Below are 26,479 nucleotides of genomic sequence, written 5' to 3' on the forward strand. Positions count from 1 at the left end.
CTTTTCTCATACATCTGCGTGCATAGGGAGGGACCATGCAATGACTGACGTGACTTCCGGAGCCAGCACAGTGCCTGGCGCGAAGATTGAGCCAAGCTTGCATAGGGTGATGGGACCTTGGCTTCTCCTGCTTTTCATTGTTGGCGATATTCTCGGCACAGGCATTTATGCATTGACCGGACAAGTCGCAAAACAGGTCGGCGGCGTAGTCTGGCTTCCATTTTTGATCGCTTTCGTTGTGGCCGTTGTCACGGCATTCAGCTATCTGGAACTGGTAACAAAATATCCGCGGGCTGCGGGGGCAGCTCTCTACACGCATAAAGCCTTCGGAATTCACTTCGTGACATTCCTCGTTGCCTTTACGGTCATGTGTTCCGGCATCACCTCGGCGTCGACAGCCTCGCGCGCATTTGCCGCCAATCTCTCCGGTGCATTCCAACTCAATCTTGAGTCCGGGATAGGTATCTCGCTCGTTGGCCTTGGTTTCATGGCGCTGGTTGCAATCGTCAATTTTCGCGGTGTCGGAGAAAGCGTGAAAGCCAATGTGGTTCTCACAATAGTTGAGCTTACCGGCCTTCTGATCATTATTTTCATAGGCTTATGGGCCATCAGCGCCGGTCAAGGCGACGTTTCCCGCATCACCCAATTTGCCAGCACCCCAGATTCCAGCATCTTCTGGTCAGTCATGGCAGCGACCACCCTGGCATTTTTTGCAATGGTCGGCTTCGAGGATTCCGTCAATATGGCTGAGGAATGCAAAAACCCTTCCGGGATTTTCCCGAAAGTACTCCTCACCGGGCTCTTCATTACCGGCGCCATCTATGTGTTGGTTTCGATTTCAGCCATCACACTCGTTTCGCCTGCCGATCTTGGCGAAGGCGAAACACCTTTGCTCAAAGTGGTACAGGCTGGAGCTCCCAATTTCCCGCTTTGGATTTTTGGTTTCATAACAATGTTCGCAGTAGCCAATAGCGCCTTGATCAATATGCTCATGGCAAGCCGATTGGTTTACGGTATGAGCCGCGAACATGTCCTGCCGCCCATATTCGGTAAGGTGCATCCAACGCGTCGGACGCCCTATCTTGCCATCGGCTTCACGACCCTTCTGGCCTTTGGGCTCATCCTGTTTGTCGGCGAGGTCCCTGCACTGGGCGGGACAACCGCGCTACTGCTGCTGTTCGTATTTACAATCGTCAATATAGCCGTTCTGATCTTGCGCCGGGAGAAAGTCGAGCATGAGCATTTCCGCACACCGACCTTCCTTCCTGTTATAGGTGCCATCTCCTGCGCTTTCTTCGCAGGTCCATGGACTGGCCGCGATCCGGTTCAATACAAGATCGCCGGAGTTTTGATAGCTGTTGGGGTTGTGCTGTGGATCGTCACGGTACTCGTCAATCGCGCTACCGGCGTTACGGAAAAGTCCGACCTCAGTGCTTTGGGCGGCGACGGACCAGTGAACTAAGTTAAATGCAAAAAACCCTGCCGGATTTTCATCCGGCAGGGTTTTTAGCTTGTACGGAACCTCAAATCAGGCGGCGCTTAACTTGGCGAGAACCTCGTCACTAACCTCGAAATTCGCATAAACATTCTGCACGTCATCATCATCGTCCAAAGTCGCAAGCAGACGCAGCACAGACTGTGCCTTCTCTTCATCGACCGGAGCCGTTGTTGCAGGCTTCCAGATGGCCTTGACGGATTCAGCTTCGCCTAGTGCCGCTTCCAGAGCCTTCGATACGTCGCCAATGTCTTCAAAGGCGCAGATAATGACATGGCCTTCTTCATCGCTTGTAACGTCTTCAGCGCCAGCTTCGATCGCTGCTTCCATAACCTTGTCGGCGTCGCCAACATCAACCTTGTAGGTGATTTCCCCAACTCGGTTGAACATGAAGCCAACCGATCCGGTTTCACCCAACGCACCGCCCGCCTTCGTAAAGGCTGCACGCACATTGGACGCTGTGCGATTCCGGTTATCTGTCAGCGCTTCGACGATGACAGCAACGCCACCCGGGCCGTAACCCTCATAGCGCACTTCATCATAATTCTCGGCGTCGCCACCGGATGCCTTCTTGATGGCCCGCTCGATATTATCTTTTGGCATTGATTGCGCGCGGGCGTTTTGTACAGCCAGACGCAGGCGTGGGTTCATCAGCGGGTCAGGCAGACCCTGCTTGGCAGCGACAGTGATTTCGCGCCCCAGCTTGGAAAAGATTTTCGACCGCACGGCGTCCTGACGCCCTTTGCGGTGCATGATGTTCTTGAATTGTGAATGGCCTGCCATGGCACCCCTGCATGCTTGTCTGCGGTTTTGGAATGGGGGCCCTTATAAGTAAAAACAGCCGCGCCGTCCAGCACCGCCAAAATTCATTCAACAATGTGCAGTTTTACACTGTCATAGCCGTCTGCGGATACGGTCGTACAAAGTTCGAACCATTCGCAGCCTACACAGGCCGTGCGCGTCGTTCCGCCAGCAAAGCTTTGGCGCAATCCTTCAAGCGTCGAAAGATTTATCTCGAGCCGGTCACCGACCTGCAATGTCCGCCCCAGCAGCTTGCCAACGTCGAGCAGCGCTTGCGTATCGCGCTCTGTTACACTCACATTGTGGCAGTGTGGCTCAGTAGTTTCGAGAAGGGGCTGACAAATCTCGTCCGGCCCCTCCCCGATAATTATTTCTTCGCCCCCAGCCAGCCTTTCGATGACCCTGTCGTAATTGTCGGTAAAGGCCTGACTATAGCCTTTGCCGACATAGGTCAGCATGCAAAGCAGATGGTGCGGACGAAGCTTTACCGTCAAGACAAGCGGATACCCGAACGACGCACAGCTTCAAGCATTGCAGCAGCCAATGCAGATTTGAGAACACCGCCAAGAATGAATGGCGCAACGCCCGAAGCCCAGGCGACATCAAATCCAAAAAGACCTGCCAGCCACAATCCGCCGACAGCAAGGCAGAGCGCATTGCCCATAAGCATGACCACTGCCGAACTGAACGGGTTGCGTGTAAACCCGCGTTCAGCCAGATAACCAACCATCGCGGCAACAACTGGGAATGCAAACAAGTAACCTGCCGTGGGCCCGGCGAAGGCCAGTTGGCCGGGCATCCCTTCGGCGAGAACCGGCAGTCCGATGAAGGATTGCAGAAGCCATGCGACCACGGTAATTCCGCCCAAACGCCAACCATACAGTGCGCCAACCATGGTGACCGCAAAGGTTTGCATCGTTATCGGCACGGGAATCATGGGTACGGATATCCATGAACTTACGGCCAGAAACATCGTACCTATAACAACCGCCAAAGCTTGAAAGCCGAGCGAACGATTGGCAAGCTTCAAAGGCACGAAGGCTTGAGCAGGATTAGTCTGTGTCATTTTCACTTTTCCCCAGTGAGGTTGAATACAGTTCAATGCTTCTTGCGGCGGCGCGCAAACATATTGAGCGCCTCGACAAGAGCAGAGAAGCCCATCGCGGCATAGATATAGCCCTTCGGTACATGGAAGCCGAAACCATCCGCAATCAGTGTCATACCGATCATGAGCAGGAAGCCCAAGGCCAGCATGACAATGGTTGGATTATTGGCGATAAACTTCGACAAGGGCTCTGCTGCAAAAAGCATGACAGTAACAGCAGCAAGAACCGCGATAACCATAATCACGATCTCGTCGGTCATACCCACAGCCGTGATGATTGAGTCGACAGAGAAAACCAGATCGAGCAAAAGAATCTGACCAATGGCGGCGCCCATGGTCAAGGTGACTTTTCTACCGATAATGTCATCCTTGGCGTCTTCATGATCGACCGTATGATGGATTTCCTTCGTAGCTTTCCACACAAGGAAGAGACCACCGGCGATCAGGATGAGATCTCGCCACGAGAACCCATGGCCGAAAGCTTCGAAGACCGGTTCTGTCAACTGTACGATAATCGATATGGTAAACAGCAGCGCAATGCGCAGAACCAGCGCGGCGCCAATACCAAGACGGCGGGCGCGGGCCTGCTGTTCTTTCGGCAATTTGTTGGTGAGGATCGAGATAAAGATCAGATTATCGATCCCGAGCACGATCTCCATGACGACCAGCGTTACAAGCGCGATAAGGCCTGCTGGTTGATAAATGAAATCGAAATAAGAAAGGAAGGTTTCCATGGGGTCGTATGTCCCTTGTTAAATGACCGGATGGGATGCAAATATCAATTCACTCCACTGGGAGTGTACGGAACCAAACGTCAACTTATTTCCAGAATGCGGGAATTGTTTCTTCAAGTCGCGGACCGATACGCAATGGAGCGATCTTTTCGGCAAGTCCCGTCCTATCAGAAATTTCAACACCGACACCACATATTGTAGCCTTGCCGCTCGCCGCTTCAAATCGCCCCTTTGGCACCTTGGAAAGAAACCGGTTCAGCGGCTCTTCCTTGTCCATGCCCAGTGACGAGTCGTAGTCGCCGCACATGCCCGCATCAGACATATAGGCCGTGCCGCCATTCAATATCTGTGCATCAGCAGTCGGCACATGAGTATGCGTACCCACAACAAAGCTGGCGCGACCATCAACGAAATGGCCGAAACATTGCTTCTCGCTGGTGGCTTCCGCATGAAAGTCGAAGATCACGGCATCGGCCTGTTCACCCAGAGGGCAGGCTTTGAGAATTTCCTCGGCTATCGTAAACGGGTCATGCAGATCGGGATGCATGAAAACGCGACCCATAATGTTGGAGACAAGAACACGCGCGCCATTCTTGGCTAAGAATACACCCGAGCCCTTGCCTGCTGTGCCAAGCGGAAAATTGGCGGGGCGCAGAAAGCGTTGCTCCCTATCGGCGAATATCAGGGCTTCGCGTTGATCCCACACATGATTTCCGGTGGTGACGACATCTGCGCCGGCATTGATCGTATCGTGGAATATTTCTTCGGTGATACCGAAGCCGCCCGCGGCGTTCTCACCATTGACGATGGTAAAGTCGAGTTTCAGATCGGAAATCAAACCGGGCAGTTGTTCGTAAACTGCTGTCCGCCCGGACCGGCCCACCATGTCACCAAGAAAAAGTAATCTCACGCATACATCCTGAATTTCGTTAATTGGCTTTATCGATACTGCCAAAGCTGCGCAACCCGCTTTCCGTCAAGATTGCTTCGAGCGGCACATCATGCGGCTCGTCAGGCACAATTTCGACTTTCTGGCAGTCAAATGCGACTCCAAGCAAGGTGGGATTGGCGCCGAGTGCCAGTAATCTTGCTATTGCCCTGTCATAATAGCCCGCACCATAGCCGATACGATGCCCGCGCTCGTCAAAAGCAGCCAAAGGCACCAGCATAAAGGAAGGGTCGACGACAGGTGCATCGTCCGGCGGTCCCGACGTTCCAAATCCTGTTTCAATCATCGGCGCGTCTTGGGTCAGCTCCCGAAATATGATCGTCTGCTTGTCGATAATGACTGGAAGGCAAAGCCGGGCACCCTTATCGCGCAAAGCAAACAACAGCGGACGCAGATCAACTTCCGAACGTATCGGCCAGAAACCCGATACAATTTCGCCCGGTTGCAGCGAGATGCCCGACAGGCCGTGGGTGGCAAGCTGTAATGATGCGTTGCTCCTATAATCTGCGGACAAGGCATCGCGGCGCGCCAAAGCTTCGAGACGCAGCGCTTTCTTCAGTTCTTTGATCGGGGATTGGGTTTGCAAAGCGATAATTTCATGAGGCGCCGGAAACCGGCTCGGGATGAAACAGTGGCGTCCACACAACCGATGGAGAAGTCGATCCCGGGAACCTACAAAGTAGGTGGGTGCCGTGTGAAGAAGCCCACGGGCCTCTCCAGGGACAGCTCCCTAAGGGATCATTAAGGCCCCGGGGAATATGTCTCTCCTGTCGTGAGGCGCAGAGCGCCGATCCGAATATAGGACGCCTGTAGCAATAGCGCCAGTAGATCGAACACGATTTTCTGTTCCTGACACAACATTGTCTGTAACCATGTTGTTGATAGCCGCCTGTCGCGATAGTTTGTGCGCGTTGAGGGGGAGACTCGATATATGACGATCACAATGTACCAGGCATCCGTTCCGGTTTTTCAGCGATTGCTGGATAATTGCATAGCGATTCTCAAGAAGGCCGAGGCTCACGCCATTTCAAGCGGCGGTGACACACGGCAAATGATCGAGGCGAAGCTGGCCTCCGATATGTTTCCGTTGAAAGTTCAAATACAAATCTTGGCCGACGGCGCACGCGGTTGCGTGGCGCGACTTGCAGAGCAGGCTTTGCCTTCACCGGATGCCGGGCAGTTTGCGGTGTTCAACCGCGGGTATCATCAGGATTTCGTCGAGTCCCATCAGACCTTTACATCACTGATTGCCTATCTTCACGACGCAATTGATTATCTGGATGCCATTCCGCCGGCTAAGCTGGAAGGCAGCGAAACCACACCCGTTGAGGTTACATGGCGCGGCAATACCCGCTATTTTCACGGGCTGCCATTTCTCCGCGATTACGCGCTGCCGAACTTTTATTTTCATTTGACAATCAGCTACGCGATCTTGCGTATTGCCGGAGTTCCTCTGGGGAAACAGGATTTCGAAGGCACCCCCGTCTATTCCACCGGGCCAGCAGGCCCACACCAGACTTGGCAGCATTAAGGATGCATGATCATGAGCGTTCAAATACGCCCGTTGCAAAAATCGGACGAAGCAGAATGGCGCCGTCTATGGACCGGTTATCTCGATTTCTACGAAACGAAAGTATCGGAGGACGTTTACCAAACCACCTTCGCCCGTCTGAACTCCGGTGATGATCATGAATATAGCGGCCTGATCGCTGAGGTTTATGGCAAGCCGGTCGGCCTTACTCATTATCTGTTTCACCGGCATAATTGGAGCATTGAAAATGTCTGCTATTTGCAGGATCTCTATGCTGACCCTGAAATACGCGGCAAAGGCGTCGGCCGGGCATTGATCGAAGCCGTTCACGCTGAAGCAAAAAAGGCCGGTGCCCATTCGGTTTATTGGCTGACCAATCAGAACAACGACACCGCTCGCCAGCTTTATGATCGGATCGCGAAAGTAACGCCCTTTATCAAATACGTTAAATCAATCTGACTGAACTCCTCAGCTAAGAATTCCTAGCGGTAGTAATCGCCCACCTTGACGCGGGCGATACCCAAGCATATTAATCAAGTCATCAGATGACTTGAGGACTTTGGAATGCAGCCTGCCGCGCGAACAAATCTTGCCGACAATGCGGTCAGTAATATACGGGCTGAAATTACCGCCAAACGGTGGCAGGTGGGCGAGCGCATCCCCAATGAAACGACGCTGGCGGACATGCTGGGCGTCAGCCGCGGAACCGTACGTGAAGCTGTCCGCGTTCTCGTTGCGCAGGGCTTCCTCGATACGCGGCAGGGCTCTGGCACCTATGTCCAGTCTATTACCGGATCGGAAGACCGTCTTTTGCGTATCCGCCGCACGGGCCTGCGTGATCAGGTCGAAACCCGCTGTGCTTTGGAGGTTGAAGCGGCCCGGCTGGCTGCCACGCGCTTCACGCCGGAAACAATCATCAAGCTACGCGACATACTTGCAGATCGAGGCGAGTATAATCCTGCTACTCATGATCGTTACATCGAGCGTGATCTGAAGTTCCACAAGGCAGTGGTGGACGCATCGGGCAACCGGGCTTTGATGGAAGTCTATGATTTCTTTTCGCTGTCCATAGGGGAAATCATCAAGGCAACCGTCACGGGCGAGTTGCCCGAACCTGATATGGCGGCTCATGCCGCGATCATCGACGCCATTGAATCGGGAAATCCCGAAAAGGCCGAAGCCACCACACGCGCCTTCATGGCACCTATCCTTGCTGAACTTGATCGGCTTCTCACATCATGAACCAACATATGCCTTCCAATGACGCTCAGCCCGCAACGATCGAGCAATTGATCGACGCCGAAATCGATTCCACGCCAACACCGCGCGCACCGGTTTTTGCAAGCAGGACGATTGAGATCATAACCGGCATGAGTCTCGTCCTGATCGCATTCAACCTGCGACCTCTATTTTCCAGCGCCTCCGCACTCCTGCCGGAAATCATTGCGCAAACCGGATTATCGTCATTCGGCGCTGGCGTTCTGACAACGCTTCCCGTTGTTTGCCTTGGTGCGTTTGCACCCATAGCGCCGAGATTGGCACAACGGATTGGCGCGGAGCGCACATTGCTTGGCGTTCTCCTTTTGCTGGCCTTGGGCACGGCCTTGCGTGGCTTCTCCTCCCTGCCCTTGCTTTTCATTGGAACTGCGCTCGCCGGTGCATGCATAGCCGTCGGCAATGTCCTGCTTCCGGGATTGGTGAAGCGTGACTTTGCCAGCCGCACCGGCATGATGACCGGCCTCTACACAATGGCACTTTGTGCAGGCGCGGCAAGTGCCGCAGGCGTCACAGCACCATTGCAGCATGTATTTAGCGGGTCCTGGTCTTTAGCACTGGGTGCTTGGGCGGTACCGGCTTTGGTGGTTGCGCTCATCTGGTTCCCGCATGCATTTTTCCGTAAAGTTCGAACCAAGCATGCGGGATTTCGCGTTGAAGGTCTTTGGCGCGACCGCCTCGCCTGGCAGGTTACCCTCTTCATGGGCCTGCAATCATCTCTTGCCTATTGCATCTTTGGCTGGCTGTCGCCGATCCTGCGTGATCGGGGAATGGACGGCGTTACGGCAGGTGTGGTGGTTTCAGTTTCAATCATGGCCCAAGTGGTCACGTGCCTTGGCGTTCCCTCCGTCGCCGTCCGGTGCAAGGATCAACGGCTTGTCAGCGTCACTCTCGTCGCATTTGCTCTGATTGGGCTACTGGGAATGCTGTTTGCACCATTGTCAGGCGTATGGCTCTGGGCAGTCATCCAAGGCATAGGCCAAGGTGGTTTGATCGCACTGGCTATGACGATCATCGTTCTGCGCTCTCCGGATTCTCACATTGCTTCTCATTTGTCAGGCATGGCGCAATGTGTTGGCTATACACTTGCTGCGATAGGACCATTGCTTGTTGGCCTCATCCACAAATTGACAGACAGTTATAGCGCCACATCGGTACTATTTGTTTTGCTGGCTCTGGGTGCTGCCTTTTTCGGTTGGGGTGCCGGTCGTGCACTCCTTGTCGGCGCGCGCACTGTCGAGCTTTCTGGCAAGCCATCCAATAAGTAGGCGCTTGGAACAAAAACTCCTTACCCGCATTCTTCCAAATGGCGTGTAAGGAGTTGAGCTTTGGCACCGAGAGCAAATTGGAAGGGCTATTTGAAAGTTGGCGAACTGACTTGCCCTGTCGCGCTCTATACCGCGGCTTCGACATCTGACCGCATCGCCTTTCATACCCTTAACCGCACGACCGGCAATCGCGTCCATCGCCAATTCGTTGATAGTGACAGCGGTAAGCCTGTTGAACGGGAAGATCAGGTAAAAGGCTACGAGGTTGGCGACAATGATTATATTGTGCTTGAACCCGAAGAAGTAGCGGACGCCGTACCGGAAAGCGACAAGACCCTTTCGATTGAGGCATTTGTCGGAGTTGACGATCTCGACGACGTCTATTTTGACAAACCATACTATCTCGCGCCAAGCGATAAAAACGGGGAAGAGGCTTTCGCTTTGATCCGGGAAGGAATGAAAGCCAAGAAAGTTGTCGCTCTTGCCCAGACAGTGATTTTCCGACGCGCTCGAACACTCCTCATTCGGGCTGAAGATCAGGGCCTGATCGCAACAACCTTGAATTTTGACTACGAAGTCCGTTCCGCCAAGGATGCTTTCAGCGATATTCCGGAAATGAAGATCAAGGGCGAGATGCTCGATCTCGCAAAGCATATTATCGAGACCAAAAAAGGCTCATTCGACCCGTCAAAATATGAAGACCGCTACGAGGCAGCCTTGGCCGAACTGGTGAAGGCAAAACTTGAGGGCAAGAAGATCGAAGCCAGAAAACCGGTCAAGTCCGACAAGGTGGTGGACCTCATGGAAGCGCTGCGCGAGAGCGCCAAAGCGCTGGGCGGCAAAAAGCAAGCCACTGCCAGCAAAACCAAAGCCAAAACCAAAGCAGAACCGGCACGACGGAAGGCAAGCTGATCCATGGTTGCGCTTGAAACATACCGCAAGAAACGCGACTTCAACACAACATCGGAGCCTAAAGGACGCAAAGCTCGCAAAGCCGGAAACAGCTTTGTCATACAGAAACATGACGCCACGCGGCTGCATTATGACTTACGTCTGGAAATGGATGGCGTTTTGAAAAGTTGGGCAGTGACACGGGGCCCAAGCCTTGTACCAACGGAAAAGCGGCTGGCGGTTCATGTCGAGGACCATCCGCTCGAATATGGCGATTTCGAAGGCACAATCCCAAAAGGCGAATATGGGGGCGGTACTGTCATCGTGTGGGATCGCGGCACATGGGAGCCCATCCATGATCCCGAACGCGGTTATGCCAAAGGCCATTTGGAATTCGAGTTGCATGGCGAAAAGCTGGGTGGGCGCTGGCATCTTGTACGTATGCATGGAAGGCCGCGCGAAAAACGGGAAAACTGGCTGCTGATCAAGGGTGACGACGATGTGGCCCGTACTTCCAAAGACCCCGATATTTTGAAAGAACAGCCCAATTCTGTGAAGACCGGTCGTGACCTTGCCGCTGTGGCGGGGGAAGAACCCGGCTGGTCATCCAAGACGGGCAAAATTGAAAAGAAGAAACCAACAAAATCCAAAACTGCAAAACCCGCAAAAACAGAGCTTGTCCAACCCGATGTGCCAGACCCTTCAGATGTTAAAGGTGCCAAAAAGGCTCCGCTTCCCGAATTCGTCGAACCCACTCTTGCAACGCTAACCGCAAAACCGCCGGAGGGAGACCGCTGGATTCATGAGATAAAATATGACGGCTATCGCCTCCAAGCGCGCATTGAAGCCGGACGCGTTAAACTGCTCACGCGCACCGGCCTCGATTGGACAAAGAAGTTTGGCAAAGAGGTTGTCGGCGCATTTCAGGATTTGCCGATAGGTACAGCGATGATTGACGGCGAACTGGTGGTCGAAACCGCTGCTGGCGCATCAGACTTTTCCTCATTGCAAAACGATTTGAGCGAAGGTCGCACCGACCGTTTTATATTCTACGTGTTCGATCTGCTCTATCTCGATGGTTATGATCTGCGCGCACTTCCGCTCATTGAGCGCAAGGCAATGCTGGAACAGCTCGCAGCCAATTCAACGGACCCCATTCGCTACAGCGGCCACTTCAATGAAAATGGCGCTACCGTTCTCAGTCATGCTTGCCGTCTTAGCCTCGAAGGCATTGTCTCAAAATTGCGAGACGGCCCTTATCGTTCCGGGCGCGGCAAAAGCTGGATGAAGGCAAAATGTTCGTCGCGGCAGGAGTTTGTCATTGCTGGTTACGTCCCTTCAACAACTTCCCGCAGAGCCATCGGTTCATTGGTCATGGGCGTCTATAATGGCAAGAAGCTCGAGCATGTGGGCCGCGTTGGCACAGGCTATAGCGCCGCCGTGGCAGAAGACCTGTTCAAACGGCTTGAGCGCATTCGCTCCCCGGAAAGTCCCTTTGCCGAGCGCTTGAGTGCTGATGCGTCAAGAAAGGTCCGATACACCAAACCACAGCTTGTTGCCGAGGTGGAGTTCCGTGCCTGGACCGGCGACGGTAACCTGCGTCATGCTGCTTTTCGCGGTTTGCGGGAAGATAAAGTGCCAACCGATGTGGTGCGGGAAATACCGAAATCCGCAGTTACTTCACAATCTCAACCTAAGAGGCGCACCGTGAGACTCACCCATCCGGATCGCATTTACTGGCCAGAGGAAGGCGTGACCAAGGAAGGTCTCGCCGATTATTACACCGATATATGGAAATATATCGAGCCATTCATCACCAAAAGGCCCTTGGCATTGCTGCGCAGTCCTGAGGGTATAAATGGACAGGCTTTCTTCCAGAAACATGCGTGGAAAGGGCTGAACCCCAATATCACGCTGGTCAAGGATCCAAAGGACAAGGATGACGAGCCCCTGATCAGCATTAATGATCTCGATGGTTTGATCGGTCTGGTCCAATCCGCAGTTCTTGAAATCCACCCGTGGGGCTCGACCGTGGCGGATTGGGAGCACCCGGATATGATCATTATGGATCTTGATCCGGGCGAAGGTGTGGATTGGGAAACAGTCATTGCCGGAGCTTATGAAACCCGCGACCGGTTACAGCAGGCTGGACTGGCCGCCTTCGTCAAGACATCTGGCGGAAAGGGCTTGCATGTCGTCTCGCCAATCAAGCCCAAAGCAAATTGGCCCGATGTAAAGGCTTTCACCAAAGCTATTGCAGACAGTATGGCAGCCGACAGTCCTGATAAATATGTTTCGACCATCACCAAGTCGAAGCGTAAAGGCAAAATACTCATTGATTATCTGCGCAACCAACGAGGCATGACTGCGGTAGCACCGTATTCCACACGCGCAAGGCCCGGCGCGGCCGTGTCCATGCCGCTCGCATGGGATGAGCTTACCCCCGGGATCGGCCCTGCCTATTTCACAGTGTTGAACGCGCCGACCCGAATGGCATCGATCAAACGCGATCCTTGGGCTGACTTTCGCGCCGCCGCAACACCAATCGAGAAGACCAAGACCCCGCGAGGCAAGAAGCAGGCTTAGCTCTTTTTCTTGCCCTCGCTGGCAATGCTCTTGCGCAGCGCATCCATAATATTGATGACATTGCTCGGCTTCTCGGCCTCGACCTTGGGTTTTGGCGGACGCTTCTTACCCTTTTTCTTGGCTGCGATGACCTCAAGCAATCGATCTTGAACCGGATCATCGACCATTTTTGGGTCCCAAGGCTTGGTACGCTCATCGATGAGGGTTTTGACCAGCGCCATCATCTTGCTCTCGGACTTGCCATTCTTGGTATCGCCAAAATATTCATCGCGACTGCGAACCTCGTCGCCATATCGCAACGTCCATAAAATGATGCCTTTGCCGCGTGGTTCCAGCATGACTGCCCGCTCGCGCCGATACATGACAAGCCTTGAAATGCCAACGCGCCCCGTTGCTTCCATGGCATCCCGGATCACTGAAAAAGCCTCCTCGCCGACGGGATCATCCGGCGTCAGATAATGAGGCTTGTCATACCATATCCAATCGATGCTATCGCGCGGGACAAACATTTCAATATCAATGGTTCGGGTGCTCTCCAGACCAACGGCGTCAATTTCGTCCTCTTCGAGCATGACATATTCATCTTCGCCGCGCTCATACCCCTTGACCTCGTCATCCTCGTCGACGGCCTTGCCGGTAACGCCATCCACATATTGGCTGACGACGCGGTTGCCCGTCTTGCGGTTCAAAGTACGAAACTTGACCTTTTCATTGTCGGTCGTAGCCGGAGCCATGGCGACGGGACATGTCACCAGCGAGAGCTTCAGGTAACCTTTCCAGAATGAACGCGGTGCCATGAGCGCAAACCTTTCCCATACGTTTCACGCAACGGATTCATCCTGCATTTTGTTCCGGCAATGGTTTTTTCCAGCTGGCGGAACAGCAGGACCGGATCAGCGTTACACTCCGGCGACAAGGGGAGATAATATGCAGTTCGACCACGCTTACTACGCGAAAAAATTGGGATTGAAGCTGGTCGACCCGGAAACTTTTACACTCAAACGCGAAACCACAAAAAACGGCGCCCGCTACATTCGCGTGGATGGCCGCCCTGCCGCAAAGAAGCATATTGAACGTATTCTCGCCCTTGCTATCCCACCGGCCTGGACCAACGTTTTATGCTGCGACGACGATTGCGGACATATTCAGGCCATCGGCTACGATGTTCTTGGGCGGCGTCAATACATCTATCATCCAAATTGGGAAGCTGTCCGCAATAGCACGAAGACCCATCGCCTGCTGGCATTCGGCAAAGCACTGCCGCGAATCCGCAAACGGATTGCGCGTGACATCCAGCGTGCCCCCACATCAGGTAAATCTCTTGCAGCCCTGGCCGTAAAGCTCATCGACAAGAAGGCTTTTCGGGCCGGGCATGAAAAATATGCCAAGGATGGGGGACGCGGCATTGCCACGCTCAAAAGCAGTGACTTGAAGATCAACGGCAATATCGCCAACTTTATTTTCGCCGGCAAATCAAAGAAAACGAACAAGATTTCCATCGCGGATCGCTCTGCCGTCAAGCGCTTGAAGGCGCTGAAACGACGTGGGCGATTGTTTCAATACAAGGACAATAAACGATGGCGCAGCCTTCATGCTCAAGAGCTCAACGATTATTTACGCGAAGTTTCCGGCTCAAAAGTTAGCACCAAGGATTTTCGGACATTCCACGGATCGGCACGCGCACTGGCATTTCTTGCGGAAGTGGAAGCTGAAACCGATACGCAGAAAAAACGTGCGGTCGCGGCAGCCATGCGCGATGTAAGCAACTTCTTGCGCAATACCCCGGCGGTTACCCGCTCAAGCTACGTCCATCCCCTGGTCACGGAGAGTTTCTTTGCCGGCGAACTGGATCGTTCCTTGCTGCGCGCGCCCCATCGCAAGGGCCTGACAGGACCCGAAACCGGCCTTATGCGTCTCCTTGAGAAAGCTGGCACTTAACCAAAAAACAGGCCATGCTAAATTTTCTGTTCGGCCGGAAATTTTGCATTGCGGTAAGTAGCGCACAGATAAAGCAAATTAAATGCAGTTTGCGGGACGTGAGAAAATACGCTTAGCTTGGCAGGATTGCCGAGCATCAGGGACGTGTCCCACGTACGCTTGATATGTGCTCGCGCCCAACAATGGAGGCGTATGATGGCACTATTAGATAGAGACAGGCGCATATTTGCAACCAGTGACTGGGAGGTCATGCAGCGAGCACACGACAAGGCTTCGCAAATGTTGGACCGCTGCCCGAAAACCCATTCCCGCTGCAACGAATTGGCGAGAACCGTTATGGCGCTCTTTGACAGTGGTGTTCGAGATGTCGACGAATTGGCGGCAATGGCCGCCAATCGTGAACTCGGTCATCTGGCCGTAACGGGCTATTTTCAAAAGCCCTTCGCCTTCAAATCATCATCGGTGATAAGCGAGAATCGTCATTAAAAAGACTGCTGCAGGCGGAACATGCGATGATTGAATCTTGCCAGCAAGATTCAATCATATTTGCCTGACGTTGAAACGACCATATCAGACAATTCACCCGGACCCCGACATCCGTTGAGGCCCTCGGTCGGCTATTTCACTCTCTCCCTCGCATTTTCACCGCCTCAAGTGCCTTTTCGCCAAAGATTAGTCCGTCTTCCCCCAATATCTTCAGCCGGAAAACTGGTTTGGAACAAATTCTCTGCTACATGCAATTGAACGGCTAAATTCAATACAATCATTGGGGGTGATTACATGCCGACACTTTACTCGATAAAACCGGCTTTTCAGAATTTGCTCCGCCCCTTGGTTGGACGTCTTGTGGCAATCGGCGCCACTGCAAATCAGGTCACTGTCGCCGCTACGCTCATCTCCGTGGCCACAGGTGTTGTGATCGCGCTTTTCCCCGATAACACATTGTTGTTCTGGCTGTTGCCCTTGGTACTTTTCGTTCGCATGGCCCTTAATGCGATTGATGGAATGATGGCGCGGGAGTTTGGTCAGGCATCCAAGCTTGGTGCCTATCTGAATGAGATCGGCGACATTGTTTCGGATGTAGCTCTTATACTGCCGTTTACGTTGGTATGGCCCTTCGAACCTGTCGAGGTTGTGGCGTTCGCCATTACCGCAATCATAGCAGAATATGCAGGTGTGCTGGGGGTGATGACAGGCGGTGGCCGCGCCTATGACGGCCCATTCGGAAAAAGCGACCGCGCTCTGGCGCTGGGCATTATCGCCGCCTTGATCGGCAGCGGTCTTGATCTACCTTCGTGGTTTGGCTGGGTATTCCCGGCTATGGCGCTTCTATCCGTCTTTACCATGATAAATCGTATCCGCGCCGGTCTTCGCCGCGCCAATTCCTGAAATCACCTCTGCCGGAGCAAACCCATGTCCGTTGACTCAACTCTTGATCCCGCAACAGATGGCGTCGAGGAAACTACCTTTCGCACCCACGACGGAACCGAGCTCTTCTATCGCAAGTGGCCAGCGAAATCCAAAAAGCCGAAGGGTGCGATTGTCCTTCTGCACAGGGGGCATGAACATGGTGGCCGTGTTTCCCACCTGGTTGAGGAGCTTGGTCTGAGTGACTTCGCATTCTATGCCTGGGATGCCCGTGGTCATGGCCGTTCACCTGGCGAACGTGGTTATTCTCCATCCTTTGCGGCCTCTGTCCGCGATCTCGACAGCTTTGTAAAACATATATGCGAAACGGGTGGCTTTGCAGTCAAAGATATCGCGGTCATTGCGCAATCAGTGGGTGCCGTTCTGGCGGCAACATGGGTCCATGACTATGCGCCGCCGATCCGCGCGCTGGTGCTCGCATCCCCGGCTTTCAGCGTGAAACTCTATGTGCCATTTGCGCGTGAAGGCATCTGGCTCTGGCAGAAACTAAAGGGGCAGTTCTTCGTAAACTCTTACGTTAAAGCCAAATTTCTCACCCACGATCCAGCGCGTATTGCCTCATTTGACAATGACCCGCTCATCACTCGCGCTATTGCCTCCAATATATTGCTTGACCTATACACAACTGCCGAACGCGTTGTGAACGATGCGCGCGCCATCATTGTGCCAACGCAAATGCTTATTTCCGGCAGCGACTGGGTGGTCAGACATTCTCCCCAGCATCGGTTCTACGAGAATCTGGCCCATCCTTTAAAAGAACGGCATGTGCTTAAGGGCTTTTACCACGATACTCTTGGCGAGAAAGACCGCGCAATCGCCGTTGCCCATGCAAGGCGGTTCATACTTGAATGTTTTGATGTAAAGCCAGAGGCGCTTGATGTCACAAAAGCCCATCAGACAGGTTTTACCCGCGATGAACAGGACAGATTGTCATCGCCGCATGACCTGCTTTCCTTGAAAGGCCTTTACTGGGCGCTCTATCGCGCCTCCATTCGCTTTAGTGCACTTTTTTCAAAGGGCTTGAAAACAGGCGTTGATACCGGTTTCGATTCCGGTTCCACACTTGATTATGTCTACGAAAATGAACCGCGTGGCATGGGTCCCGGCGGCAAATTAATCGACAAGCAATTTCTGCAAGCCATCGGCTGGCGAGGTATCCGCCAGCGCAAAGTGCATCTGGAAGAGCTTATCGACACTGCTCTGTCAAAGTTGCAGCAAGCAGGCCGAAGCACCAATATTCTCGATATTGCTGCTGGTCATGGCCGCTACGTGCTTGATGCGATTGCTAAATCCACGCTGAAACCGACAAGCGTCCGGCTGCAGGATTATTCGCCGATTAATGTGGAGGCCGGGCGGAAATCCATCGCAGAGCGTAAGCTGGAAGAGATCGCAAGTTTCCATCAGGCTGACGCTTTTGATGGCGAAAAACTTGCCGCGATCCAGCCCGCGCCGGATCTGGCGATTGTCTCCGGTCTCTACGAGCTTTTTCCGGATAATGCCCTCATCGAACGCTCGCTTGGTGGTCTTGCCAAATCCATGCAGGCTGGCAGTCTTCTGATCTACACCAACCAGCCATGGCATCCTCAACTTGAAATGATTGCACGAGCGCTCACTTCGCATCGTGGCGGCGAGGCCTGGGTCATGCGTCGCCGCACTCAAGCGGAAATGGATCAACTGGTCGCGGCGGCTGGTTTCAGGAAGATTGACCAGCGCATCGATGAGTGGGGCATCTTCACTGTTTGCGTCGCCGAACGCATATGACGGAACAAACCACACCCATCGGAGCATGGCGCTTCGACCAGACTGTCGCCAAACGGGCACTGATCTGGCTTGTTTGTCTTGCGCCCTTGTTTTACGCAAGTTACGGAACTGCCAATTGGCTGGCATCGCAGCGTGCAGATGTTCCCAACATCACCTTTGCCTGGGAACATGCCATTCCCTTTATTGCATGGACGATCTTTCCCTATTGGTCGATCAATCTGTTTTATGGTCTTTCGCTGTTTTTCAACGACACCCCACTTGAAGTTGATCGTTTGGCAAAACGCTATTTAACAGTGCAACTCATCGCCGTTGCCTGCTTCATCGCATTCCCACTGACCGCAATCTTCCAGAAGCCCGCCACCAGCGGCGCTGCCGGGTTTCTTTTCGATATGCTCGGAGGCTTCGACAAACCATTCAATCAAGCGCCATCGCTGCACATCGCCCTTTTGACAATTATCTGGTCGCATTGGCGCATTCGACTGTCAGGCATCACCCGCTGGATGTGGCATATCTGGTGTGCATTGATTGGACTTTCGGTTCTCACCACCTACCAGCACCATTTCATCGACATCCCGACAGGACTGCTTCTAGGCCTGTTTGCGCTATGGCTCTTTCCGGCGCGGGCTCCTTCACCTCTCGCGGCGTTCCGCCTGACCAATGATACCAAAGCGCGACGCATTGGCACCTATTATGCGGCAGGAAGCCTGTTGTTTCTGCTAGCTGCCATTTTTGGAACGGCATCATCGCCCGCATTTCTGTTTTGCCTGTGGCCAGCTCTTGCACTCGCAATAGTGTCTCTTGGCTATTTGGGTGCAGGGCCCGCTGTCTTTCAAAAGAATTTTCAGGGCACGTTTTCTTTTGCCAGCAAATGGCTGCTGGCGCCCTACCGCTTCGGCGCGATCATCAATAGTCGCATCTGGACACGCAATCTTACGGCCTCTGTTGCCATTCGCAAGAACATTCATCTGGGCCGGCTGCCGCGAAGAGACGAGCAGTCGCGATTTGCAACAATCATTGATCTCACTGCTGAGCTGGCAAAGCCTTCCGGTATAAATGTTGACTGGCAATCAGTCCCACTTCTGGATCTCGTTCACCGCCATCCGCTGAACTGCAGCGAGCAGCTGACGCTATAGAGCTCGCCCGAAACAAGGGTCCCGTTCTTGTTTGCTGCGCTCTCGGCTTCCAGCGCAGCGCTGCCGCAATTGCCATGTGGCTCATGCAGTATGACAGCGCCAAAACTGCTGCCGATGCTATCCAGATAGTCGCATCCAAAGGCAGGCGCATTCATCTAACAGAAGACATGCTTTTTTCAGCGCCAAATCCGCATGAATGAGCGAGCCGGAGCCTTTGCTTCTCGCCTCCAGCGCCAAGGCATGGGTTTTGGCATCGTCACTATTTGCCTGATGCTGATCCTTCTTTTTGGCGAAGCCCGGCGATGGGGTCATATCGCGACTGCCGCCAGCGGCTTCATCGTCTTGTTTCTCACCGCCTATATGCTTTTTGAAGCCGCTCTTTTCAGGCTCATAGCTTCAAAGCCAAGCGAAGAAGAAGGCTGCCGTGCCGTGGATAAATTGCTGGCAAAGCTGCATTTGCGAAGATTTCCGCAGGCGATACGCATGCTGGATGCGCGAATGGCGGGCACAAACCGCCTCTTGTTAAAGCTGCATCTTGCATTTGTTGTTTTTCTTGTTCTATTCGCTGGCATTACAACCTATGGGTTGTGGGGGCACATATGAATTTAAAAGCAATGATGAGACGAAGCTGCGCAATGCTGCTGGCCGGGCTGGCACGCGGTATCACGGGTGTTCGTCCAATCTGGCAAGGATGCTCACCATCAGATCGCCAGCGCATCTATTTCGCCAACCATTGCAGTCACGGCGACTTTATCCTGCTTTCTTCCAGTCTACCGCCACGTGAACGCGAGCGCACACGTGCTGTTGCCGGGGCCGACTACTGGAAGCGCAATAAATTGCGGCACATTCTGGCAAAGGACTTGCTGAATACGGTGCTGGTTGATCGCAATTGGGTCGAGCGTGCGGATGATCCGATGGTCATCATGCTCGATGCACTTACGCAAGGCAGCTCGCTGATTGTCTTTCCCGAAGGCACGCGCAACATGACGGAGGAACCGCTGCTGCGCTTTCGCTCGGGGCTTTACAATCTTGCCCTAGCGCGCCCCGATGTTGAACTCGTGCCCTGCTGGATCGAAAACATGTCACGCGTCTTGCCGAAAGGCGCATTTTTGCCAGTCCCGCTACTGTGCCGCGTGGTCTTTGGCACGCCAGTGGTGCTTGAGCCGAATGAGGACCGCAAGGATTTCCTCGCGAGAGCACGCCAATCCCTGCTCGATCTTTCGCCGGAACGGCAGAAGGTGCTTAATCATGGCTGAAACGGTCTGGCTCTTTATCGGCTTGCTCGGCGTGCTCACACTTGCCAGCGCCATTGCGACCATGCTGACTTGGAAAAGTCGGCGCACAGCGGATGTTCTGCCCTCCACGCTGATCAACCTCAACTCGCGCATCAAGGCGTGGTGGATCATGATTGGCGGCATTTCCGTCGCCTTCCTGTTTGGCAAACAGGGCGTTATCCTCCTGTTCGCTTTCGTCTCATTCGCGGCTTTACGCGAATATGTGACCCTTACCCATACGCGCCGCGGCGATCATCATATCCTCATCGGCATGTTTCTGGTCATCATTCCCATCCAATATTACCTGCTGTGGATTGAATGGTACGGCCTCTACTCAATCTTCGTGCCGGTTTATTGCTTCCTCGCCATGCCAGCCCTGACTGCGATTTCCGGTGATACGGAGCGCTTTCTTGAACGTGTCAGCGAGCAGCAATGGGGCATCATGCTGTCAGTCTATTGCATCAGTCATGTACCAGCTCTGCTGACATTGCCGATCCCCGGCTTTGAAGGCAAAGGCCTGCTTCTCATCGCCTTCCTGATCGCCACCGTCCAAGGCAGTGACGTGCTGCAATATGTATTTGGCAAGCTGTTTGGAAAGCACAAGGTTGCGCCCAAAATCTCCCCTTCCAAGACTTGGGAAGGTCTGATCGGCGGCATTATCAGCGCTTCGTTGCTGGGAGCGTCATTGGCGTGGCTGACACCATTCACCGTGATTCAGGCCGGTCTGATGGCCGGTCTTGCCTGTATCATGGGATTCTTCGGCGGCCTCGTTGCTTCAGCTATCAAGCGGGATCGCGGCGTCAAGGATTGGGGCCATATGATTGAAGGCCATGGCGGTATGCTCGACCGGGCGGACAGCCTGATTTTCGCCGCCCCGGTCTTTTTTCACATCGTTCGCTATTTCTGGGTTCCCTAGGTCAGACCCTAGAGCAAATCCGCCTTGGCGAGATCACGCAGCAAATGGCTTGTTCCGTAAGTCCAGGCTGCACACTCAGTCGAAAGCCTGACACGGTTCGACAATGTACCCAGCGTCGGCGTGGAAATTGAAACCACGTCATTCATCTTATGGGTGAAGCCCTTGCCCGGACCATCGCGGTCTTTGACCGGTGCGAACATGGTACCGAGATAGAGCACCAGACCGTCAGGATATTGATGGTGTCTGCCAATAGTCGCTTCCACCAGCGATTCCGGCGTGCGCGAAATCTTGGCCATGTTCGACGCACCATCCAGAACAAAGCCATCCGTGCCCTCGACACGCATGCTGAGCTCGGCGTTCTTCACCGTTTCGATTGTAAAATCTCCATCGAAAAGACGAATGAGCGGCCCGACTGCCCCTGATGCATTATTATCCTTGGCCTTGCCGAGAAGCAGTGCCGAACGACCTTCAACGTCGCGCAAATTCACATCATTGCCAAGCGTCGCACCAACAATCCTCCCGGCACTCGAAACCACCAGCACAATTTCCGGTTCCGGATTGTTCCAGCTTGAAATTGGATGGAGACCCACATCAGAACCGTAGCCGACTGTCGACATCGGCTGGCCCTTGGTAAAGATTTCCGCATCGGGTCCAATTCCCACTTCGAGATATTGGCTCCACGCGCCTCGGGCAATCAAGGCTTCCTTGACCTTCATGGCTGCCGGGGAACCTGGCACGATCTGTGATAGATCCGCACCAATCAGATTGAGAACATCGGAACGCAGCGAATCCGCCTTTGCCTTGTCGCCTTTGGCTTGCTCTTCAATGACACGTTCAAGCATTGATGCCACAAAGGTAACACCTGAAGCCTTCACGGCCTGCAAATCGATGGGCGATACCAGAGACGGTGCGCTGGAATTGCCGGTTTCCGACCAGCTGTTTTCGGCAATCGTGTTGATATCGCCGATTTCCACGCCTTCAGCCTGCGCCACATAAGCTGCGGGGTTTTCCAGTTCAGCTATATCGCGAACCGTTGGCGCTGATTTACTCGTTATATCGAAGACTGTCCCCCCACGCACAGTGATGACACGCGGATAGTTGCAACCCGGCAATTTGGCTCTACCGAGTAGAATACCCTTGTCAGGAACAGTTGCACTGGACATGGCTCGACTTCCTTCAGACTTGCAATAAGAGTTCATGGGCGGGGATAGGCTGGTATCATTTATGCGGCACAAGACTGCGCCAATCAAGGCCGCAGCGTAAACTTTGCCAGACGCAGATCTGCTGACACCGATATGTCAGCAGGCGTGAGTTTGCTGCTGCTGCTTCATTGCATGTCCAGTCGAACCCGGCTCTAATTGTTTTGGATATACGACAGATGGAACAACCAGAATGATATCTCCATACCGGCTGGGGCTGATATTTGTAACGGCTTCCGCAATCGCCTGGAGCCTTGCCGGATTGTTCACCCAAATCATACCCCTGGACAGTTGGACCATCCTGTCGTGGCGAGGCATATTTGGTGCTATCGGCCTTGCCGTGGTGATCTTGATCACCGAGCGCGGCAAGCATTGGAAAGAAATCTTCCGTATCGGCAAGCCGGGCTGGCTCTTTGTAATTGTGTCGGGCATCTGCATGGTCTTCTTTATAAATGCACTCAAGGAAACCACCGTTGCCCATGTGGCGGTAATCTACGCGACAATTCCTTTCTGTGCGGCGACGCTAGCTTGGCTCGTTATGGGCGAGCAGCCGGAAATCCGCGCGATAGTGGCCAGCTTGGCCGCGCTCGCTGGTGTGGTCATCATGGTCGGGTTGGGCACTGAAGGTACACTCTTCGGCGATCTTCTTGCTTTTGGCATGACGTTGGGAATGGCAGTCCTCATGATTATTGTCCGCCGTCATCCAGATATCGCCGTCATGCCTGCAACTTGTCTATCTGCCCTGTTCAGTTCGGTCATATGCTGGCCGTTTGGCGATGCTCTTGCAGTATCCAATCAGAATCTGCTGCTGATCGCCCTCTTTGGACTGATGGTGTCCGCGGTTGGCGTTGCTCTCTTCGCGCTCGGCGCCAAGCATCTTCCACCCATTGAAACAGCCCTTATCGGGTCGCTGGACGCGCCACTCGCTCCGCTCTGGATATGGATCGCATTCGGAGAAATACCGGGCAGCAGCACCTTGATTGGCGGCAGCATTGTCTTTGGCGCTGTCATGCTTCACATCATTTTCAGCGCGTCGAAAAGCAAGCCAGCACCCATTCTAAGTTGAACATCCCTGCTCTCAGTGGTTGACGATTGGCCGCTCTCCGGTCATTCCTGAAGCACATCCTACTTGGTGCCAACCGGCGCCTCAGCGTACTGGCAGACAATAATGGCCGCGACCAACATTTCCTTCGCCCGCTCTACCTTGATCATGCTCACCGTGGGGGTTCTTATCCTGCTCGGTATCGTTGCCTCGACCATCTGGCTGGTTACCGAAAGCCGCCAGCGCTTCGATAATGTTGTCGCTGCGCGCAGCATTCGCAGCAACTCAGCCGATCTTCTCTCAACCATGCAGGATGCCGAAACAGGTCAGCGGGGCTATCTTCTCTCTCAAGAGGACAGTTTTCTAAACCCCTATAAAACCGCATTGGCAACCCTTACCGCACGGCAGGAGGCACTGGGGCGAAGCGTTAAAAACAGCCCGAAATTTGCCGCCCGCCTGCCGGAGTTGAACAGGCTCATCACGCTGAAGACAGAAGAAATGAACCGGACATTGGAGCTTGCCGGTAGCGGCAAGACAGCCGAAGCCATTGGCATCGTTCGTGCGGGCTCCGGGCAGAGGTCAATGGACGGCATCCGGGAATTGTTAAGTGCGCTCATGGTCGAGTCTGAGCTTGACCTCCAGCGCGGAATGGACGAGCAGTCCAGTGCGATCGCGGCATTGCAACGGGCGACAATAGTGGGCGCAGTAGCCATTGTGGCTGTACTTGGCGGCGCGATCTTTATTATTTTCCAGCATGTCCGCGACCTGTCGACGGCACGCCGCGAGGTTGAACTTCTCAATACCAGCCTTGAGGAACGCGTCAATGAGCGCACCGAAGACCTCATTCGGGCCAATCAGGAAATCCAGCGATTTGCCTATATTGTTACCCATGACCTGCGCGCGCCGCTCGTCAATATCATGGGCTTCACCAGCGAACTTGAAACCTCTCTCAAGGCGATCCAGGGCTATATTCTGAACGACGGCGAGCCATTGACTGAAGAAGACGCAAAACTTGCACGGATCGCAGCCAGCGAAGATTTGCCGGAAGCCATTTCCTTTATCAGGTCATCAACGAAGAAAATGGATGGGTTGATCAACGCGATCCTTAAAATCTCCCGCGATGGCCGCCGTGAATTGAAGCCGGAGCCAATCGATCTCAAGGCCCTGCTGGAAGTGAGCGCAGCCAGCATAAACCACCAGATCGCTGAACTGGACGGCAAGGTGGATATCTCTGGTAAAATGCCAAAGATCACAACTGACAGGCTGTCTCTTGAGCAGATTTTTGGAAACCTGTTCGACAATGCCGTTAAATATGCCAGCCCGGACCGACCACTGGAATTATCAGTCCGCGCCTATAATGACGGATACAAATTCATACGCGTAGACGTTTCCGATAATGGACGCGGCATTTCCGAAGACGACCTTGAACGTGTCTTCGAACTGTTCCGGCGTTCGGGCCAGCAAGACAAGCCAGGAGAAGGTATCGGACTTGCCCATGTACGCTCTCTTATCCGAAAGCTTGGCGGCGATATCTTCGTAAAATCAACATTTGGAAAAGGCAGCACCTTTGTGCTACGGCTTCCCTCGGATTTGACTAAAGTAGTAGGAGTTTAGCGGCGTGCAAGGTACTGGCAAAGAAGTCACTATCGTTATGATCGAAGATGATGAAGGTCACGCACGCCTCATCGAAAAGAATGTTCGGCGTGCTGGCGTCAACAATCCGATTGTTCCCTTTTCCGACGGCAATTCCGCGCTCGATTTCATTTTGGGCAAGGAGCGTACCGGCGAAGGAAACAAGAATAATTATCTTCTTATCCTGCTGGATCTCAACCTGCCCGATATGTCTGGCATTGATATTCTGGAGAAAATAAAGAGCAATCCGCATACCAAGCGGTTGCCCGTGGTTATTTTGACGACAACCGATGATGAAGGCGAGATCCAACGCTGTTACGACCTCGGGGCGAATGTCTATATAACCAAACCAGTTGAATATGACAGTTTTGCCAATGCAATCCGGCAGTTGGGTCTATTCTTCTCCGTCATGCAAATTCCTTGATCGATCCGAAAATCATGCCGGGCAAAATTCTCTATGTTGATGATGATCCAGCGCTCGTTCGTCTGGTGCAAAAAGCGCTGGGTCGTTCGGGTTTCGAGATCGTTCATGCCGATAATGTTGCTACCGGGCTGGAAATACTCGGCCAGGGCGACATCGACGTCATTGTCCTTGATCATTATTTGCAAACCACGACTGGCACCGAATTTCTGAAAATACTGCGCGAGAACGGGATAACTGTTCCTGTTGTTTACGTGACAGGGTCGAGTGAAGCGAAGATCGCCGTTGATGCCCTGAAGGCGGGTGCTGCCGATTATGTCATAAAGACAGTCGGCGAAGAGTTTATGCCCTTGCTTGAAAGCGCCGTAGCGCAGGCTATTGCAACTGCGGAATTACGCCGTGACCGTGAGCGGGCCGATATGGAAATTCTACGCGGCAAGGAACGTGCCGAGGTACTGCTTGCCGAAGTCAATCACCGTGTTGGCAACAGTCTTGCTCTCGTTGCGGCCCTGATACGATTGCAAATTTCAAGCATCGACAATGAGGAAGTCAAGCACGCGCTGACCGAGGCGCAAGCACGCATCACGGCCATTGGCGGGATGCATCGCAGTCTCTACAGTTCCGATGACGTGCGTCAGGTCGAGATGGACAAATACCTCGCCAGCCTCACCTCGGAACTTCGCAGTTCGTTGGAACACGCTGATCGTAAACTTGTGATTTCGCTCGATGTGCAAGACATCCGGCTTTCGTCGGATCAGGCTGTATCTGTCGGCATGGTGGTAACGGAACTGGTCACAAATGCCTATAAATACGCGTATCCCGGAACCAATGACGGTGAGATCAGAATATCGTTTCTTCGCTCCGGAGACGACAAGGCAGTGCTAGCTGTCGAAGATGATGGCGTTGGCTTGAAACAAGGCGACCAGCCAAAGGGCACTGGACTTGGCACCCGCATCGTCAAGGCCATGGCTGCCAGTCTCGGTACTAAAATAGATTACACTGCACGCGATAAGGGAACGCGGGCCGAAATGGCCGTCAACGCTGCTGGCTGATCGAAACGCTCGGATTCCGTCATTGCATCGTGCAAATCCATGGGTTAA

The 26,479-nt window shown here is 53.6% G+C and carries 26 protein-coding genes, 1 other RNA gene and 1 pseudogene; 19 read left to right on the forward strand and 9 right to left on the reverse strand.

Annotated features, from left to right (window positions below; all coding sequences use genetic code 11):
• The first annotated feature begins 40 nt into the window (after window positions 1-40).
• Window positions 41-1,462 (forward strand): APC family permease, encoded by a 1,422-nt coding sequence (locus tag QFZ34_RS10925; RefSeq protein ID WP_115054199.1) that lies wholly within the window; start codon window positions 41-43, stop codon window positions 1,460-1,462.
• A 66-nt stretch (window positions 1,463-1,528) separates the two neighbouring features.
• Here QFZ34_RS10925 and QFZ34_RS10930 read toward each other — a convergent pair whose 3' ends face one another.
• The 7 genes from QFZ34_RS10930 to ssrS all read right to left on the reverse strand — a co-directional run bounded on the left by QFZ34_RS10930 (window position 1,529) and on the right by ssrS (window position 5,873).
• Window positions 1,529-2,278, reverse strand: coding sequence for a YebC/PmpR family DNA-binding transcriptional regulator (locus tag QFZ34_RS10930; protein WP_115054198.1), 750 nt, complete (start codon window positions 2,276-2,278; stop codon window positions 1,529-1,531).
• 83 nt (window positions 2,279-2,361) lie between these two features.
• Complete coding sequence (locus tag QFZ34_RS10935) at window positions 2,362-2,790, reverse strand: DUF1284 domain-containing protein (RefSeq protein WP_307280705.1); 429 nt, start codon at window positions 2,788-2,790, stop codon at window positions 2,362-2,364.
• On the reverse strand, window positions 2,787-3,362 hold the full coding sequence (locus tag QFZ34_RS10940; RefSeq protein ID WP_115054197.1) for a biotin transporter BioY: 576 nt from the start codon (window positions 3,360-3,362) through the stop codon (window positions 2,787-2,789). The genes QFZ34_RS10935 and QFZ34_RS10940 overlap by 4 nt, the downstream gene beginning before the upstream one ends.
• Before the next feature lie 32 nt (window positions 3,363-3,394).
• Window positions 3,395-4,135: a TerC family protein gene (locus QFZ34_RS10945; protein WP_115054196.1), complete on the reverse strand. Its 741-nt coding sequence runs from the start codon at window positions 4,133-4,135 to the stop codon at window positions 3,395-3,397.
• 85 nt (window positions 4,136-4,220) lie between these two features.
• Entirely contained in the window at window positions 4,221-5,045 is an 825-nt protein-coding gene (locus QFZ34_RS10950; protein WP_115054195.1) for a TIGR00282 family metallophosphoesterase, read from the reverse strand.
• Between the two features lie 19 nt (window positions 5,046-5,064).
• Window positions 5,065-5,670 carry a 5-formyltetrahydrofolate cyclo-ligase gene (locus QFZ34_RS10955; RefSeq protein ID WP_307280711.1) on the reverse strand — a complete coding sequence of 202 codons (606 nt, stop codon included), beginning with the start codon at window positions 5,668-5,670 and terminating at the stop codon, window positions 5,065-5,067.
• Window positions 5,671-5,716: 46 nt separating this feature from the next.
• A non-coding RNA gene (gene ssrS / locus QFZ34_RS10960) (6S RNA) lies at window positions 5,717-5,873 on the reverse strand.
• A 142-nt stretch (window positions 5,874-6,015) separates the two neighbouring features.
• Here ssrS and QFZ34_RS10965 point away from each other — a divergent pair.
• The 6 genes from QFZ34_RS10965 to ligD all read left to right on the forward strand — a co-directional run bounded on the left by QFZ34_RS10965 (window position 6,016) and on the right by ligD (window position 12,635).
• A complete protein-coding gene (locus tag QFZ34_RS10965) occupies window positions 6,016-6,615 on the forward strand; it encodes a DUF1993 domain-containing protein (protein WP_115054194.1) in 600 nt (199 codons plus the stop codon).
• 12 nt (window positions 6,616-6,627) lie between these two features.
• The gene (locus QFZ34_RS10970) at window positions 6,628-7,074 is read left to right on the forward strand and encodes a GNAT family N-acetyltransferase (protein ID WP_370878739.1); all 447 of its coding nucleotides are present in this window, start codon (window positions 6,628-6,630) and stop codon (window positions 7,072-7,074) included.
• Between the two features lie 105 nt (window positions 7,075-7,179).
• On the forward strand, window positions 7,180-7,857 hold the full coding sequence (locus tag QFZ34_RS10975) for a FadR/GntR family transcriptional regulator (RefSeq protein WP_307280719.1): 678 nt from the start codon (window positions 7,180-7,182) through the stop codon (window positions 7,855-7,857).
• Complete coding sequence (locus QFZ34_RS10980; protein WP_307280723.1) at window positions 7,854-9,158, forward strand: CynX/NimT family MFS transporter; 1,305 nt, start codon at window positions 7,854-7,856, stop codon at window positions 9,156-9,158. Before QFZ34_RS10975 ends, QFZ34_RS10980 begins: the two co-directional genes overlap by 4 nt.
• A 60-nt stretch (window positions 9,159-9,218) precedes the next feature.
• The gene (ku, locus tag QFZ34_RS10985) at window positions 9,219-10,070 is read left to right on the forward strand and encodes a non-homologous end joining protein Ku (protein ID WP_307280726.1); all 852 of its coding nucleotides are present in this window, start codon (window positions 9,219-9,221) and stop codon (window positions 10,068-10,070) included.
• Between the two features lie 3 nt (window positions 10,071-10,073).
• Window positions 10,074-12,635, forward strand: coding sequence for a DNA ligase D (gene ligD, locus QFZ34_RS10990; protein WP_307280729.1), 2,562 nt, complete (start codon window positions 10,074-10,076; stop codon window positions 12,633-12,635).
• Here ligD and ku (QFZ34_RS10995) read toward each other — a convergent pair.
• Entirely contained in the window at window positions 12,632-13,432 is an 801-nt protein-coding gene (gene ku / locus QFZ34_RS10995) for a non-homologous end joining protein Ku (protein ID WP_307280732.1), read from the reverse strand. The two genes, ligD and ku (QFZ34_RS10995), sit on opposite strands and share 4 nt — an antisense overlap.
• A 130-nt stretch (window positions 13,433-13,562) precedes the next feature.
• Between ku (QFZ34_RS10995) and QFZ34_RS11000 the strand changes: the two genes are divergently transcribed.
• The 8 genes and pseudogenes from QFZ34_RS11000 to QFZ34_RS11035 all read left to right on the forward strand — a co-directional run bounded on the left by QFZ34_RS11000 (window position 13,563) and on the right by QFZ34_RS11035 (window position 21,085).
• A complete protein-coding gene (locus QFZ34_RS11000; RefSeq protein ID WP_307280735.1) occupies window positions 13,563-14,573 on the forward strand; it encodes a DNA topoisomerase IB in 1,011 nt (336 codons plus the stop codon).
• Window positions 14,574-14,768: 195 nt separating this feature from the next.
• Entirely contained in the window at window positions 14,769-15,059 is a 291-nt protein-coding gene (locus QFZ34_RS11005) for a hypothetical protein (protein ID WP_162802579.1), read from the forward strand.
• 294 nt (window positions 15,060-15,353) lie between these two features.
• Window positions 15,354-15,962, forward strand: coding sequence for a CDP-alcohol phosphatidyltransferase family protein (locus tag QFZ34_RS11010; RefSeq protein ID WP_115054186.1), 609 nt, complete (start codon window positions 15,354-15,356; stop codon window positions 15,960-15,962).
• Between the two features lie 24 nt (window positions 15,963-15,986).
• Window positions 15,987-17,762, forward strand: coding sequence for a bifunctional alpha/beta hydrolase/class I SAM-dependent methyltransferase (locus QFZ34_RS11015; RefSeq protein ID WP_307280740.1), 1,776 nt, complete (start codon window positions 15,987-15,989; stop codon window positions 17,760-17,762).
• Window positions 17,759-19,095, forward strand: a pseudogene (locus tag QFZ34_RS11020) (phosphatase PAP2/dual specificity phosphatase family protein). Before QFZ34_RS11015 ends, QFZ34_RS11020 begins: the two are co-directional and overlap by 4 nt.
• Window positions 19,088-19,498, forward strand: coding sequence for a hypothetical protein (locus QFZ34_RS11025; protein WP_307280743.1), 411 nt, complete (start codon window positions 19,088-19,090; stop codon window positions 19,496-19,498). Before QFZ34_RS11020 ends, QFZ34_RS11025 begins: the two are co-directional and overlap by 8 nt.
• Entirely contained in the window at window positions 19,495-20,151 is a 657-nt protein-coding gene (locus tag QFZ34_RS11030) for a lysophospholipid acyltransferase family protein (RefSeq protein WP_307280747.1), read from the forward strand. Before QFZ34_RS11025 ends, QFZ34_RS11030 begins: the two co-directional genes overlap by 4 nt.
• Window positions 20,144-21,085, forward strand: a complete 942-nt coding sequence (locus tag QFZ34_RS11035) for a phosphatidate cytidylyltransferase (RefSeq protein ID WP_307280750.1) — start codon at window positions 20,144-20,146, stop codon at window positions 21,083-21,085. Before QFZ34_RS11030 ends, QFZ34_RS11035 begins: the two co-directional genes overlap by 8 nt.
• A gap of 8 nt (window positions 21,086-21,093) precedes the next feature.
• On the opposite strand, the gene QFZ34_RS11040 is transcribed toward QFZ34_RS11035, so the two are convergent.
• A complete protein-coding gene (locus tag QFZ34_RS11040) occupies window positions 21,094-22,248 on the reverse strand; it encodes a fumarylacetoacetate hydrolase family protein (protein WP_307280754.1) in 1,155 nt (384 codons plus the stop codon).
• A 229-nt stretch (window positions 22,249-22,477) separates the two neighbouring features.
• Between QFZ34_RS11040 and QFZ34_RS11045 the strand changes: the two genes are divergently transcribed.
• The 4 genes from QFZ34_RS11045 to QFZ34_RS11060 all read left to right on the forward strand — a co-directional run bounded on the left by QFZ34_RS11045 (window position 22,478) and on the right by QFZ34_RS11060 (window position 26,431).
• Window positions 22,478-23,350 carry a DMT family transporter gene (locus tag QFZ34_RS11045; RefSeq protein ID WP_307280757.1) on the forward strand — a complete coding sequence of 291 codons (873 nt, stop codon included), beginning with the start codon at window positions 22,478-22,480 and terminating at the stop codon, window positions 23,348-23,350.
• 102 nt (window positions 23,351-23,452) lie between these two features.
• Complete coding sequence (locus tag QFZ34_RS11050; protein WP_307280759.1) at window positions 23,453-24,940, forward strand: sensor histidine kinase; 1,488 nt, start codon at window positions 23,453-23,455, stop codon at window positions 24,938-24,940.
• 4 nt (window positions 24,941-24,944) lie between these two features.
• On the forward strand, window positions 24,945-25,382 hold the full coding sequence (locus tag QFZ34_RS11055; RefSeq protein WP_115054177.1) for a response regulator: 438 nt from the start codon (window positions 24,945-24,947) through the stop codon (window positions 25,380-25,382).
• Window positions 25,379-26,431 carry a response regulator gene (locus tag QFZ34_RS11060; protein ID WP_307280762.1) on the forward strand — a complete coding sequence of 351 codons (1,053 nt, stop codon included), beginning with the start codon at window positions 25,379-25,381 and terminating at the stop codon, window positions 26,429-26,431. Before QFZ34_RS11055 ends, QFZ34_RS11060 begins: the two co-directional genes overlap by 4 nt.
• Window positions 26,432-26,479 lie beyond the last annotated feature (48 nt).

Source organism: Phyllobacterium ifriqiyense, assembly GCF_030817885.1.
Classification (GTDB): Bacteria; Pseudomonadota; Alphaproteobacteria; order Rhizobiales; family Rhizobiaceae; genus Phyllobacterium; species Phyllobacterium ifriqiyense.

Bases quoted from the DNA above. Each gene is read 5' to 3' on its own strand.
- QFZ34_RS11025 (WP_307280743.1), top strand. From the start codon at position 19,088: ATGAATGAGCGAGCCGGAGCCTTTGCTTCTCGCCTCCAGCGCCAAGGC.
- ligD (WP_307280729.1), top strand. From the start codon at position 10,074: ATGGTTGCGCTTGAAACATACCGCAAGAAACGCGACTTCAACACAACA.
- QFZ34_RS11000 (WP_307280735.1), top strand. From the start codon at position 13,563: ATGCAGTTCGACCACGCTTACTACGCGAAAAAATTGGGATTGAAGCTG.
- QFZ34_RS11045 (WP_307280757.1), top strand. From the start codon at position 22,478: ATGATATCTCCATACCGGCTGGGGCTGATATTTGTAACGGCTTCCGCA.
- QFZ34_RS11015 (WP_307280740.1), top strand. From the start codon at position 15,987: ATGTCCGTTGACTCAACTCTTGATCCCGCAACAGATGGCGTCGAGGAA.
- QFZ34_RS11005 (WP_162802579.1), top strand. From the start codon at position 14,769: ATGGCACTATTAGATAGAGACAGGCGCATATTTGCAACCAGTGACTGG.
- QFZ34_RS10945 (WP_115054196.1), bottom strand. From the start codon at position 4,135: ATGGAAACCTTCCTTTCTTATTTCGATTTCATTTATCAACCAGCAGGC.
- QFZ34_RS10930 (WP_115054198.1), bottom strand. From the start codon at position 2,278: ATGGCAGGCCATTCACAATTCAAGAACATCATGCACCGCAAAGGGCGT.
- QFZ34_RS10970 (WP_370878739.1), top strand. From the start codon at position 6,628: ATGAGCGTTCAAATACGCCCGTTGCAAAAATCGGACGAAGCAGAATGG.
- QFZ34_RS10925 (WP_115054199.1), top strand. From the start codon at position 41: ATGACTGACGTGACTTCCGGAGCCAGCACAGTGCCTGGCGCGAAGATT.
- QFZ34_RS10940 (WP_115054197.1), bottom strand. From the start codon at position 3,362: ATGACACAGACTAATCCTGCTCAAGCCTTCGTGCCTTTGAAGCTTGCC.
- QFZ34_RS11040 (WP_307280754.1), bottom strand. From the start codon at position 22,248: ATGTCCAGTGCAACTGTTCCTGACAAGGGTATTCTACTCGGTAGAGCC.
- QFZ34_RS11010 (WP_115054186.1), top strand. From the start codon at position 15,354: ATGCCGACACTTTACTCGATAAAACCGGCTTTTCAGAATTTGCTCCGC.
- QFZ34_RS10965 (WP_115054194.1), top strand. From the start codon at position 6,016: ATGACGATCACAATGTACCAGGCATCCGTTCCGGTTTTTCAGCGATTG.
- QFZ34_RS11030 (WP_307280747.1), top strand. From the start codon at position 19,495: ATGAATTTAAAAGCAATGATGAGACGAAGCTGCGCAATGCTGCTGGCC.
- QFZ34_RS10975 (WP_307280719.1), top strand. From the start codon at position 7,180: ATGCAGCCTGCCGCGCGAACAAATCTTGCCGACAATGCGGTCAGTAAT.
- ku (WP_307280732.1), bottom strand. From the start codon at position 13,432: ATGGCACCGCGTTCATTCTGGAAAGGTTACCTGAAGCTCTCGCTGGTG.
- QFZ34_RS10980 (WP_307280723.1), top strand. From the start codon at position 7,854: ATGAACCAACATATGCCTTCCAATGACGCTCAGCCCGCAACGATCGAG.
- QFZ34_RS11035 (WP_307280750.1), top strand. From the start codon at position 20,144: ATGGCTGAAACGGTCTGGCTCTTTATCGGCTTGCTCGGCGTGCTCACA.
- QFZ34_RS11050 (WP_307280759.1), top strand. From the start codon at position 23,453: ATGGCCGCGACCAACATTTCCTTCGCCCGCTCTACCTTGATCATGCTC.